Raw genomic sequence first — 12,876 nt, forward strand, 5'->3', positions numbered from 1 at the left:
TTGCTTTCCGAGCCGGCGCCGCCTGTTTCACTCCTCCGGCGCGGGCACTGTAGCCGGGCCGGTCCCCTCATGGGGCGCCAGGGTTTCGGCGAGCAACTCCGAAACGTCAGCGCTGCTGAGAAACACCAAATCGTCGCCGGTCTCCAGCATCGTCTCAGCGCGAGGAGCCCGCACATGGCCGTTGCGGACCACCGCCACCAGCACCACGTCCTCAGGGAGGTCGCGGGAGAGTTCCTCGGCCGGGCGCCCGGCGTGGGGTGCCCCAGGGGGCAGCGTGAACTCCAGCAGGTCGGTATCGGGCAGCGTCATCAGCGCCAACGCCCCGCTGGCATCGTCGGTGCCCGGCACGCCGTCGACCAGCGCGGCCATGAGCCGCGGCGGCGAGACCGCCACGTCAACCCCCCACGCTTGGGTGAACAGCCACTCGTTGTCGGGGTCGTTGATCCGCGCGACCACCCGGCTCACCCGGAATTCGGTTTTGGCCAGCAGCGACAGGACCAGATTGACCTTGTCATCGCCGGTGGCGGCTACCACGACATCGAACTCGCCCAGCCGCGCGTCTTCCAGTGAGCTGAGTTCGCACGCATCGGCCAGCAGCCACTCCGCGCCGGGCAGTTCATCCACCCCGATCGCCCGAGAATCGCGCTCGATGAGCAACACCTCATGGCCGTTGCCGGTGAGTTCGGTTGCGATGGAACGGCCCACGCCGCCCGCTCCGGCGATCGCCACCCGCATCATTGGGCCCCCTCGCTTTCGGCCGCATCCGACTGAGTCGCGCCCTCGCCCTCACGGCCCAGCCGCGCGCGCACCCGCTCGATATCACTGGCCAAGACCAGCACGTGGGCCACATCGCCGGCCTGCAACGTCTCATCCCCCCGCGGCAGCACGATGTCGCCGGCGCGCGACAGGTAGGCCACACGTACCGACAGCGCCGCCTCGATCCGCTCTACCCGGTTCCCCACCCATGTGCTGCCCAGCGCCAGTTCCGTCATCAAAAGCGTGCCCGAGGGGTCGCGCCAGAGTGGGCCGCTGGCCAGCTTTTCGTCACCGGGGATGAGGCGGCGCATCATGGTGTCGACCGTCCAGCGCACCGTGCCGACTGTGGGGATGCCCAGTCGCTGGTAGACCTCGGCGCGCCGCGGATCGTAGATGCGCGCGACCACGTCGCGCACCCCGAACGTCTCCCGCGCCACGCGCGCGGCGATGATGTTGGAGTTGTCCCCACTGCTGACAGCGGCAAAGGCCGAGGCCGTCTCGATGCCCGCCGCGATCAGCACATCGCGGTCGTGGCCCATTCCGGTCACAGCGGCCTTGGCCGTACTGGAACGCAGCCGGCGGAACGCTTCAGGGTCGCGGTCGATGACAGCGACCGTGTGGCCCATGTCCTCCATCCGGTGCGCCAGGGTGGAGCCCACCCGGCCGCACCCCATTATGACGATGTGCACTGGTCACCCGTTCCTGATGGCGTTCGGCACGAACCGATCACGGCCCCGCGACCCGCGATCCCGGGTAGGTCTACCCCAGATCGTGGCGCCGTTCAACCTGGCCGGCACCCCGCGATCGGCGCGCGCTGAACTCGTCGCCTCCTCACCGGTCAACACGCTGCCACGTTCACCTTTGGCAGAGCCAGGCTGCTCCAGCGTGGTCGTTGGTCGGTTTCGCCTCTGGTTCTCCATTACAGTTGTCGCAGATGGGCGGTGACACTCGGGGGTCGACCGCGCAGTATCCGCAGCGCCCCGAATCGAGTCCCACCTGGAGGTCGGTGCCCATGAGTGATGTCGGAGCCCGCATTGAGCTGCGCGTTGACGGAGTGGCCCATGGCGGGTGGTGCGTGGGCCGCCACAGCGAACAGGTGGTTTTTGTCCGCCATGCGTTGCCGGGGGAGACCGTCACAGCGCTGGTCACCGAGAAGACCTCGCGGTTTTTGCGCGCCGACGCCGTGGAGATCATCGAGGCTTCCCCGGACCGGGTCGAGCCGCCGTGCCCGTTCGCGGGGCCGGGGCGCTGCGGCGGCTGCGACTACCAGCACGCCTCGCTGCCCGCTCAGCGCCGGATCAAGGCTCGGGTGCTCTCCGAACAGTTGCTGCGCATCGCCGGCATCGAACGCGAGGTTACGGTCGAGGAGTTGCCCGGCGCGCCTGACGGTTTGGGGTGGCGCACCCGGGTCCGTTTCGCCGTAGCCAGCGACGGCACGGCCGGACTGCGCCGGCACCGCTCCCACGAGGTGGAGCCGGTGGATTCGTGCGCGATCGCTCACCCCGCCGTCGATCAGCTCGGGGTCACCGAGTTGCCCTGGCCCGGCGTCGCCGAGATCGAGGGAGTCGTCTCGGCCACCACCGATGACCGTGCGCTCGTGGTCACCCCGCGCGGCGCCAAGCTCCCCAAGCTGCCGCGTACGCGCGTTCCGGCCGCCCTGGTGCGGCGCTTCAAGGGCGGGCGTACCCAGTCGGTTCGGGGGCGCCGCGGCATCCGGGAGAACGCCGTCGGCCGCCAGTGGCGGGTCAGCGCCGGCGCATTTTGGCAGGTGCACCCGGCCGCCGCCGACACACTCAGCGCCGCTGTGCTCACCGAGCTGGAGCCCAAACCCGGCGAGACCGCGTTGGACCTGTACTGCGGCGCAGGACTGTTCGCCGCGCCCCTGGCCGAGGCCGTGGGCGCCGAGGGGCGCGTCATGGGCGTGGAGAGCCAGCGCGACGCCGTCAACGACGCGCGCTACAACCTGCGCGATCTCCCCCACGTCCGCATTGACCATGGCGATGTCATCGGCCAGTTGTACGAGTGGAACGACCTGCGCGCCGACATCGCCGTGCTCGACCCGCCGCGCTCGGGAGCCGGCCCCGAGGTTGTGACCGCGCTGGCCGACCTCCGGCCGCGCCGTGTCGCCTACGTCTCGTGCGACCCGGCGACCCTGGCCCGCGACATCGCCGCCTTCGCCGGCGTTGGCTACAGCTTGGGGCAGTTGCGCGCCTTTGACGCCTTTCCCATGACCCACCATGTGGAGTGCCTGGCGGTGCTGGAGCGCGGCGGGCACGGCTGAGGTCAGGCCCACCCGGGCCGCTGTTTTCCCTGGGGGCTCGCGGAGTCAAGAATGGGACACATGCGTCTGAGGATCTTCACCGAACCACAGCAGGGAGCCAGCTACGAGACCCTGCTCGCTGTGGCCAAGGCCAGCGAGCAGTTGGGTTTCGAGGCTTTCTTCCGCTCTGACCATTATCTGCGGATGGGCGACGTCGATGGCCTCCCCGGTCCTACCGATTCCTGGGTCACTCTCGCCGGTATCGCGCGCGAGACGCAGACGATCCGGCTGGGCACGCTGATGACGGCGGCCACGTTCCGCTACCCGGGGCCGTTGGCGGTCAGCGTGGCCCAAGTCGACCAGATGAGTCGGGGCCGGCTCGAGTTCGGCTTCGGCGCCGGCTGGTACGAGGCCGAGCACACCGCCTACGGCATCCCCTTCCCGGCCACGGCGCACGAGCGGTTCGACCGCTTCGAGGAGCAGCTCGCGATCATCACAGGGCTGTGGGACACCCCGGTGGGGGAGACATTCCGCTTCGAGGGGCGCCACTACCGGCTCGCGGACTCTCCGGGACTGCCCAAGCCCGCGCAGTCGCCGCGCCCACCGGTGATCATCGGCGGCAGCGGTCCCAAGCGCACGCCGCGGCTCGCGGCCGGCTATGCCGATGAGTACAACGTCGGCTTCTCGTCGGTCAAGGAGACCGAAGCCGCCTTCGCCCGCACCCGCGGGGCGGTCGAGGCCGTCGGCCGTAGCGCGCCGATGGCCTACTCGGCGGCTCAGGTGGTGTGCTGTGGCCGTGACGACGCCGAGGTGGCGCGCCGTGCGGCGGCGATCGGCCGCGATCCCGAGCAGCTCAAGATCGACGGTCTAGCCGGAAGCCCCGCCGAGGTGGTTGACAAGATCGGCCAGTTCGCCGAGATCGGCACCGAGCGGATCTACCTCCAGGTTCTCGATCTCACCGACCTGGACCACCTGGAGCTCATCGCCAGCCAGGTGGCCCCGCAGGTGGACTGAGTCCACCTTGTGCGCGTGAGCGCCGGGCCGGTACCGGCCCGGCGCTCCATCTACCGTCACGTGGCGGATGACGTTTTCTTGCCGCGTCGGTGGGGCTTGTCCGCAATCGGTTCTTGGAGCTGTTCCACGATCGTGGATCGCCGCCACCTTTTCTACTCGCCAGTAGCTTGATGTCGAGATATACGTCCGATACCTTGACGTCGAGATAACACAGGAGAACACATCATCCCTGCGAGACCGAATCGCTGAGCGGGTGGGGTTGCCCGGCTCCCGGGGGTTCCGGCTGAAAGGATAGTGGCGGGGCCGCCGGCACCAGGTGGTGCGAGGGGATCGGGGAAACCTCGGTTCGGGGGACGATCTCGTAAGGACAGCCTCAGTGATGTCCCGGCCCCGCCCCTAAGGCAGGATGCTGGGAGAAAGTGGCGAGATCAGGAGGCAGACACCGTGTCCGCGAACAGCTTCGGCAGCCGTGACACGCTTCGCGTCGGCGACGAGTCGTACGAGATTTTCCGCTTGGACGCAGTCGAGGGGTCCCAGCGCCTTCCCTACAGCCTGAAGGTGCTGCTGGAGAACCTGCTGCGCAAAGAGGACGGAGCGAACGTCACCGAGGAGCACATCCGTGCCCTAGGACAGTGGGACCCCGGCGCCGAGCCCAACCAGGAGATCCAGTTCACCCCCTCCCGGGTGATCATGCAGGACTTCACCGGCGTGCCCTGCGTGGTGGACCTCGCGACCATGCGCGAGGCCGTCAACGACCTCGGCGGTGATACGGCCAAGATCAACCCGCTCGCCCCCGCCGAGCTGGTGATCGACCACTCCGTCATCGTCGACGTCTTCGGGCGCCCCGACGCTTTCGAGCGCAACGTCGAGATCGAGTACCAGCGCAACCGCGAGCGCTACCAGTTCCTCCGGTGGGGCCAGACCGCCTTCGACGAGTTCAAGGTGGTGCCGCCCGGCACCGGCATCGTCCACCAGGCCAACATCGAGCACCTGGCCCGGGTGACCATGGTCCGCAACGGCCAGGTCTACCCCGACACCTGCGTGGGCACCGACTCCCACACCACCATGCAGAACGGCCTGGGAATCCTGGGGTGGGGCGTCGGCGGTATCGAGGCCGAGGCCGCGATGCTCGGCCAGCCCATCTCGATGCTCATCCCGCGCGTGGTGGGCTTCAAGCTCACCGGGCAGCTCCAGCCCGGCACCACCGCCACCGACCTCGTGCTCACCATCACCGAGATGCTGCGCAACCACGGCGTGGTAGGCAAGTTCGTCGAATTCTGCGGCGACGGCGTGGCCTCGGTTCCGCTGGCCAACCGTGCCACCATCGGCAACATGAGCCCGGAGTTCGGCTCCACCGCGGCGATCTTCCCGATCGACGAGGAGACCATCCGCTACATGGCGCTGACCGGGCGCAGCGAGGAGCAGACCCAACTGGTCGAGGCCTACTCCAAGGAGCAGGGCCTGTGGCACGACCCCGACCACGAGCCCGTCTACTCCGAGTACCTCGAACTCGACCTCAGCAAGGTCGTGCCCTCCATCGCCGGCCCCAAGCGCCCGCAGGACCGCATCTCGCTGTCGGCGGCCAAGCCCACCTGGCGGCGTAACGTGCGGGACTACGTCCACGACGACGGCATCGAGAACGGTGTCGACGAGGCCTCAGCCGAGTCCTTCCCCGCCTCCGACGCGCCAGCCGTTCCCGGCGACGGCGGCGGACAGCCGGCCTCCCACACCACGGACCGGCTCATGCGGCGCCCGAACAACCCGGTCAAGGTGACGCTGGCTGACGGCACCCAGACCGAGATCGACCACGGCGCCGTGGTGATCGCCGCGATCACCTCGTGCACCAACACGTCCAACCCCTCGGTCATGCTCGGTGCCGCTCTGCTGGCCAAGAAGGCCGTGGACAAGGGGCTCACCCGCAAGCCCTGGGTCAAGACCTCGCTGGCCCCCGGCTCCAAGGTGGTCACCGACTACTTCGAGCGTTCCGGTCTCACGCCCTACCTGGACAAGCTCGGCTTCAACCTCGTGGGGTACGGCTGCACCACCTGTATCGGCAACTCCGGGCCGCTGCCTGAGGAGATCTCGAAGGCGATCAGCGACAACGATCTCGCCGTCACCTCGGTGCTGTCGGGCAACCGCAACTTCGAGGGGCGGATCAACCCCGACGTCAAGATGAACTACCTGGCCTCGCCGCCGCTGGTGGTGGCCTACGCGCTGGCCGGGTCCATGGACGTCGACATCACCACCGAGCCACTGGGCACCGGCGCCGACGGCCAGCCGGTCTACCTCTCCGACATCTGGCCCACGCCGGAGGAGATCCAGCAGGTCATCGACAGCTCGATCGCCTCGGAGATGTACCAGCAGGCCTATTCCGACGTCTTCGCTGGCGACGAGCGCTGGCACGCGCTGCCCACACCCACCGGCGACACCTTCGAGTGGGACGCCAACTCCACCTACGTGCGCAAGCCTCCCTTCTTCGAGGGGATGGGCGCCACCCCCGAGCCGGTGGCCGACATCTCCGGCGCCCGCGTCCTGGCCAAGCTCGGCGACTCGGTCACCACCGACCACATCTCACCGGCGGGCGCGATCAAGCCCGACAGCCCGGCGGGGCGCTACCTCAAGGACAACGGCGTCGAGCGCAAGGATTTCAACTCCTACGGTTCCCGCCGGGGCAACCACGAGGTGATGATCCGCGGCACCTTCGCCAACATCCGGCTGCGCAACCAGCTCGCCGAAGGCACCGAGGGCGGCTTCACCCGGGACTTCACCCAGGCCGATGCCCCTGCCCAGGCCCCGGTGACCACCATTTACGACGCCGCACAGAACTACGCGGCCCAGGGCACCCCGCTGGTGGTGCTGGGCGGTAAGGAGTACGGTTCGGGCTCCTCGCGCGACTGGGCGGCCAAGGGCACCCGCCTGCTGGGTGTGCGCGTGGTCATCACCGAGTCCTACGAGCGCATCCACCGCTCCAACCTCATCGGCATGGGGGTGCTGCCGTTGCAGTTCCCCGAGGGCGAGTCGGCGGACTCGCTGGGACTGACCGGTGAGGAAACCTTCGCGATCACCGGTGTGACCGCGTTCAACGAGGGCCGGATTCCTGAGACGGTGCGCGTCAGTACCGATACGGGCGTGGCCTTCGACGCTAAGGTGCGCATCGATACGCCGGGCGAGGCCGACTACTACCGCAACGGCGGCATCCTACAGTACGTGCTGCGCCAGCTCATCAACTCCTAGCCCACCCCCGGTGGTGCCTCCCCCGTCGATTTGTGGGGAGGCACCACCCGTGCGCGACGGCCGCCCTTCGGCCGCCAGGAGGGGGCGGTAGCGGTTGCGGCCCCGTGGGCCGTCCCTGCTTTGCGTCCCCGGCGCTGTGCGGGCCTGTGTCGCCCCCGTGCCCGGCGCGCCAGCCGACGGCGTCGGGGCACGGGGCCGTGGCGCGGTCCTAGGGGACGCTTTCGACGCCCACAGCGTAGTTGTGTCCGGTTTCGGCCATCGGGCCTCGCCTGCTTGTAACGGGCAAGGCCCCACCGTGCGCCGGCCGGCCGTGGGGAGGGCCGAATCGGACGTCTTCCCCGCTGTCGGGAAAGACGTCGCTTCTGTGGTTTCCCAGCGGTAGCGCGGTCGAAGCCACTATCCTGGAGATATGTCGGGCACGCTCGACTCGCTCGCTGTCAGGCACCGTCTCCGCCCCACTTGGTCGGGAGTCTGGTTGACGGTCGCCTGCCTGGTTTTCGTCTGTGCCGGTATCGGGATGGTGATCGAGGGGACACCCTCCGGTATCGCTTTCGGCGTGGGCACCATCGTGTTGTTCAGTATCGGTGGGGTGCTCGCGGCCACGCCGGCCCTGTCGTCGCGCCCGTTCCTGGAGCTCGACGACCACGGCGTGCGCGTGGTGCAGCCGTGGCCGGTCTCCCGGACGGAGGACCGCACCCTGCCCTGGGGCCAGGTGGCCGCCATCACGGCCTACACCGAGGAGCTCCCCTACCGCGACGGCCAGGTCTCGCACCACTTCCTCAGTTTCGTTCCCAACGCCGAGGCCGAGCCCACCCCCCGTGAGGGCGCCGCGGGCGAGGAGGCAGCCACGGAGCTGTTGCCAGCCTGGGAACGGCCTTACACCCTGCACATCTCCCATAACTGGGACACCCCGGTGGCCGACATCGTCGCCTATGCTCGGCGCCACCGTCCGGACCTGCCGTTTTACGACCAGCGGATTCCGCTGCACGGCTCGGGGCACACTGGGCGCTGACGCGCTTGGTCAACAGCGGACCGTGCGGCACCACGTGGCCTGGTTACCCCTTTCGTACTTCACCGTTTTAAAGTTGGACATCGTGGTTGACGATCCCCCGCCCGACCCCCGCGCATGGCCGCTCCCCTCGCCCGCCAGCGGTGCTCCGCCGCGCCGCCGTACGCCGATGTCGGTGTGGATCACCGGCGGCGGAGCAGCGGCCGTCGCCCTGGTGGCCCTGATCGCGTTCGTCGTGTTGGTGACCCAGCCCCTAACGGCGCCCGCCCCGCCCGGAGCCGAGGACGCTGGACAGCAGCCCATCGATGTGGGGATACAGCCGAAGTACGCGCCCATCCCCGAATTGGACCTGCAATCCCACCCGCTCTACACGCTCGCGCCGCCGGCCACCTCCGCCTGCCCCAAGCCCGAGCTCAAACCCGAGAGCAGCGACTCCTGGGAAGCCTTCACCGCGGAGGTGGGCCCTTGCCTGGACGACATATGGTTGCCGCTGCTGCAACAGGAGCTGGGGCTACGCCCACCGCCCTTGGACTACAACGTCGTTTCGCAGGCCCCGCCGGAAAACTCCACCGATCTCGACGAGGTGCTGGCCTACTACTCCTCGGAGGACAACAGCATCAACTTCGTGCTCACCAACATCCGCAGGTACTCGGCCCGCCTGCCCCAAGCCAACGAGCCGGGCGTGTGGCTGGCCCTGTTCGGACACGAGTACGCCCACTACATTCAACGCCACACCACGATCCTGGATCTGTCCGCCAAGCAAGAGCAGGACGCCACCGAGGACAAGGCGTTGGAGTTCAGCCGCCGCACCGAACTCCAAGCCGACTGTCTTGGTGCCGCCAGCCTGCGGGCACTTGACCTCTACGACAGCGAGCAGGCCCAGCGGATCAACACCACGTTCAACGCCGGCGGCCACTCCACGACTCATGGCTCCGCCGCCAATGCCCGCCACTGGTTCACCACTGGCTGGAATACCGACGAGCTGGCCGACTGCAACACTTTCGCCGCTGAAGCCGCGTTGGTCTCCTGAGCGTTGCTGCCGTTCCCGACCGCTGGGGGCGTCCCGGCCCGCCCGCACCGGCCGGGACGCGCCTCACTGCGGCGGCTGCCCCGGCGCCTCTTCGCCGGCCGCCGCGGCCGAACCGATCGCGCTGTACAGCTCCTGCCAACTGTGGAGCTTGACCCGTTCTCCCCGGCCCAGGTCCGCGGCCAACTCTGTCTCAGCGCGCTCGATCGACAGCCAGTCCGTGTAGGTGGTGAAGGTAGCGCCCACTGACGTGAGCACGTCCTCGATGGGCTCGGCCGTCGCGTCGGCGCGGCCACCGCGCAAGGCGGGGGCGTCGGCCAGCAGGGAGCGCACCGTCGCGGCGGCATCGGACTTGTTCGTACCGATCACCCCCGAGGGGCCGCGCTTGAGCCACCCGGCCACGTAGTCGCCGGTCACCACGGCACCGGTCGTGTCCAGCACCCGCCCCTCAGCCTGGGGGACGGTGCGGGTCTCAGGGTCGAAAGGCACCCCCGCCAGCGGCACGCTCGCATAGCCGATCGAGCGGAAGACCATGCCGACCGGCAGGGTCTCGTACTCGCCGGTGCCCACAACCCGTTGCGCCTCGTCGAGCGTAGTGCCCTCGATGCGCAGTCCCGCGACCCGCTCCTCGCCCAGCAGGGCGCTGGGGCGTACCCAGAATCGCAGGTCGATACTGCGCGGCCGACCCTGTGGCCTCCGCTGTGCCCACTCGCCCAACGTGGCGACGTTGGTCCGTGCGGCCCGTGCCGCACGGAGCATGGCCTCGCTGTTGAGGTCGATGTCGACATCCTCGGGGCGCACCACGACGTCGGCGTTGTCCAGCTTGCCGATCTCGCGTAGCTCGTTGGCGCTGAACTTGGCGTGGGCGGGACCGCGCCGACACAGCAGGTGAATGCGCCGAACCTTGCTGGCCGCTAGGACTTCCAGCATCGGCTGGGGGATGTCGGTGCCGCGCAGTTCGTCGGCGCTCTTGGCCAGGATGCGCACGACATCCAGCGCCACGTTGCCCGCACCTACGACCGCGACCTCCTCGCTGTCGAGCAGGAAGCGCTCCACCGCGGAGTCGGGGTGGCCGCAGTACCAGTTGACGAAATCGGTGGCGGCGACACTGCCGGGCAGATCTTCGCCGGCTACCCCCAGCCGACGGTCGACCGCCGCCCCGGTGGCGTAGATGACGGCGTCATAAGAGCGGGCGAGCTCCTCGCGCGTGACGTGCGTGCCGAACTCCACGCCGCCGATGAAGCGCACCTGCGGTTCTTCCAGCACACGGCGCAACGCACGAGCCACGCCCTTGATCGAGGTGTGGTCGGGGGCCACCCCATAGCGGACGAGTCCGTAGGGCGTGGGCAGGCGGTCGAGGATGTCCACGGCCACCGGCTCCTGGCTCTGCCGGGTCAAAGCGTCGGCGGCGTAGATGCCCGCCGGCCCTGAGCCGATCACCGCGATACGCAGGGGGTCGGAAAAGTTCATAACTCTATTGTCTCCGCGAGCGGCCCGGTGGGGGAGGAGTCGAGGGTCCTCCCGTCGCGCGGTGTCACTGGGCCGGCTCGTCCGTTCGGGACTCCTCCTCGGTGTGGTGGGAGACGATCCCGATCAGCTTTCGCGCGAGGTGTTGGGGGGACAGGCCCATATCGGCCAGGATGGCGTCGCGCTTGGCGTGGTCAAGGAACTCCTGGGCGATCCCGAACGTGCGCACCGGAATGTCGATGTCGGCGTCGCGCAGCGTGCGTGCGACCGCGTCGCCCACCGCGCCCACGCGGCCGTTGTCCTCGACCACGGCCACGACCCGGTGGCGTGCGGCTTCGTCGAGCAGAGCGGGGTCGAGGGGTTTGACCCAGCGCGGGTCGATCACGGTCACCCCGATGCCCTGGTCGGCGAGCCGATCAGCGACCTCGCAGCACGTCTGGGCCATAGCTCCGACCGCGACGAGCAGCAGGTCACTACGTGCGGCATCGTCGGCCGCGGCCGGGGTGTCGGCTTCCTCTCGGGCGCTGCGGCGCAGCACGTCCATGCTGCCGGCGTGTTCGACGGCGTCGATCTGCTCGACCACCGGCCCCTTGGGGTAACGCAGCACAGTGGGGCCGTCGTCCACGGCCACCGCCTCGCGCAACAGCTCGCGCAACCGCGCGGCGTCGCGCGGCACCGCTAGCGCCAGGTTGGGCACGATCTGGAGCAGGGAGAGGTCCCACATGCCGTTGTGGCTGGGGCCGTCGTCGCCGGTGACACCGGCGCGGTCGAGGCAGAAGGTGACCCCTTGGCGGTGCAGGGCCACATCCAGCAGCACCTGGTCGAAACACCGGTTGAGGAAGGTCGAATAGACCGCGATCACGGGGTGCATCCCCCCCATGGCCAGCCCCGCGGCCGAGGTCGCCGCGTGCTGTTCGGCGATGCCGACGTCATAGGTGCGTTCGGGGTAGGCGTCGGCAAAGGGGGCCAGCCCCGTGGGGTGCAGCATCGCCGCGGTGATCGCCACCAGATCCTCGCGCTCGCCACCGAGCTTGACCATCTCCTCGCTGAACACCGACGTCCACTTCAGGCCGGGCTTGGCCTGCTGCTCGCCGGTCTCGACGTCGAAGGCCCCCGGGGCGTGGAACTGGTCCTCCTCATGGTTCTCCGCCGGCGCGTAGCCTTTGCCCTTGCTAGTGAGGCAGTGGACGATGACCGGGCCGCCGAAGTCGCGGGCGCGCCGTAGCGCGTGCTCGACAGCCTGCTCGTCGTGGCCGTCGATCGGCCCCAGGTATTTCAGCCCCAGGTCCTCGAACATGATTTGGGGCTGGATGGCGTCCTTGAGCCCTTTCTTCAGCCCGTGCAGCGCGTCGTAGATCGGTGGCCCCACGACGGGGGCGCGGTTGATCGCGCTTTTGGCGAGGTCGAGCACCTGTTCATAGCCCTGGGTCATGCGCAGCGTCGCGAGGTGGTCGGCGACTCCGCCGATGGTGGGCGAGTAGGAACGGCCGTTGTCGTTGACCACGATGACCAGACGGCGGTTCCGCCCTCCAGCGATGTTGTTCAATGCTTCCCAGGCCATGCCTCCGGTGAGCGCGCCATCGCCGATGACGGCCACAACCGTGCGGTCGCTTCGCCCCCGCAGTTGGTGGGCCTTGGCCATACCGTCGGCATAGGACAGTGCCGTGGAGGCGTGGGAGTTCTCTACGAAGTCGTGCTCGGACTCCGCGCGCGAGGGATAGCCCGACAGTCCACCTTGGCGGCGCAGTTTGGAGAAGTCCCGACGGCCGGTGAGGATCTTGTGGACATAGCTCTGGTGGCCGGTGTCGAACACGATCGGGTCGTTGGGGGAGTCGAACACGCGGTGCAGGGCGATCGACAGTTCAACGACTCCCAGATTCGGCCCGAGGTGACCTCCTGTGCGCGAAACCTCGGAGACGAGGAACTCCCTGATCTCGTCGGCCAGTTGTGGGAGTCGTTCCGCCGCGAGTTTCTTCAGGTCGTCCGGATTGCCAATCGACTCGAGCAAGGTCACTCTCGTCATTCCCCTCGTCCGCGGACTGTGGTGTGGTGCTGTTGGGTCCGAGCCGGGCACACACGTCAACCGAGTCTATGAACAGCCTGGCACGG

At 68.7% G+C, this 12,876-nt stretch carries 9 protein-coding genes; 5 read left to right on the forward strand and 4 right to left on the reverse strand.

Features of this window, described 5'->3' with window-relative positions; genetic code table 11:
- Positions 1 to 27 precede the first annotated feature (27 nt).
- Entirely contained in the window at positions 28 to 735 is a 708-nt protein-coding gene (locus ABD848_RS02945) for a potassium channel family protein (RefSeq protein WP_344967319.1), read from the reverse strand.
- Positions 735 to 1,445 (reverse strand): potassium channel family protein, encoded by a 711-nt coding sequence (locus ABD848_RS02950; RefSeq protein ID WP_344966988.1) that lies wholly within the window; start codon positions 1,443 to 1,445, stop codon positions 735 to 737. Before ABD848_RS02950 ends, ABD848_RS02945 begins: the two co-directional genes overlap by 1 nt.
- Positions 1,446 to 1,768: 323 nt before the next feature.
- Here ABD848_RS02950 and ABD848_RS02955 point away from each other — a divergent pair, with 323 nt between their 5' ends.
- The 5 genes from ABD848_RS02955 to ABD848_RS02975 all read left to right on the forward strand — a co-directional run bounded on the left by ABD848_RS02955 (position 1,769) and on the right by ABD848_RS02975 (position 9,303).
- Complete coding sequence (locus tag ABD848_RS02955; protein WP_344966990.1) at positions 1,769 to 3,037, forward strand: class I SAM-dependent RNA methyltransferase; 1,269 nt, start codon at positions 1,769 to 1,771, stop codon at positions 3,035 to 3,037.
- A gap of 60 nt (positions 3,038 to 3,097) precedes the next feature.
- On the forward strand, positions 3,098 to 4,030 hold the full coding sequence (locus ABD848_RS02960) for an LLM class F420-dependent oxidoreductase (RefSeq protein WP_344966992.1): 933 nt from the start codon (positions 3,098 to 3,100) through the stop codon (positions 4,028 to 4,030).
- Between the two features lie 444 nt (positions 4,031 to 4,474).
- On the forward strand, positions 4,475 to 7,264 hold the full coding sequence (locus tag ABD848_RS02965; protein WP_344966994.1) for an aconitate hydratase: 2,790 nt from the start codon (positions 4,475 to 4,477) through the stop codon (positions 7,262 to 7,264).
- Positions 7,265 to 7,673: 409 nt separating this feature from the next.
- Positions 7,674 to 8,276: a hypothetical protein gene (locus tag ABD848_RS02970; protein WP_344966996.1), complete on the forward strand. Its 603-nt coding sequence runs from the start codon at positions 7,674 to 7,676 to the stop codon at positions 8,274 to 8,276.
- An 82-nt stretch (positions 8,277 to 8,358) separates the two neighbouring features.
- Positions 8,359 to 9,303 (forward strand): neutral zinc metallopeptidase, encoded by a 945-nt coding sequence (locus tag ABD848_RS02975; protein WP_344966997.1) that lies wholly within the window; start codon positions 8,359 to 8,361, stop codon positions 9,301 to 9,303.
- Between the two features lie 63 nt (positions 9,304 to 9,366).
- Here ABD848_RS02975 and ABD848_RS02980 read toward each other — a convergent pair whose 3' ends face one another.
- Together ABD848_RS02980 and dxs are read right to left on the reverse strand one after the other, a co-directional pair.
- Positions 9,367 to 10,770 carry an FAD-dependent oxidoreductase gene (locus ABD848_RS02980; protein ID WP_344966999.1) on the reverse strand — a complete coding sequence of 468 codons (1,404 nt, stop codon included), beginning with the start codon at positions 10,768 to 10,770 and terminating at the stop codon, positions 9,367 to 9,369.
- A 64-nt stretch (positions 10,771 to 10,834) separates the two neighbouring features.
- Entirely contained in the window at positions 10,835 to 12,781 is a 1,947-nt protein-coding gene (gene dxs / locus ABD848_RS02985; protein WP_344967001.1) for a 1-deoxy-D-xylulose-5-phosphate synthase, read from the reverse strand.
- Between the last annotated feature and the right edge of the window lie 95 nt (positions 12,782 to 12,876).

Source organism: Salinactinospora qingdaonensis (assembly GCF_039539445.1).
In the GTDB taxonomy this organism is placed as follows: Bacteria; Actinomycetota; Actinomycetes; order Streptosporangiales; family Streptosporangiaceae; genus Salinactinospora; species Salinactinospora qingdaonensis.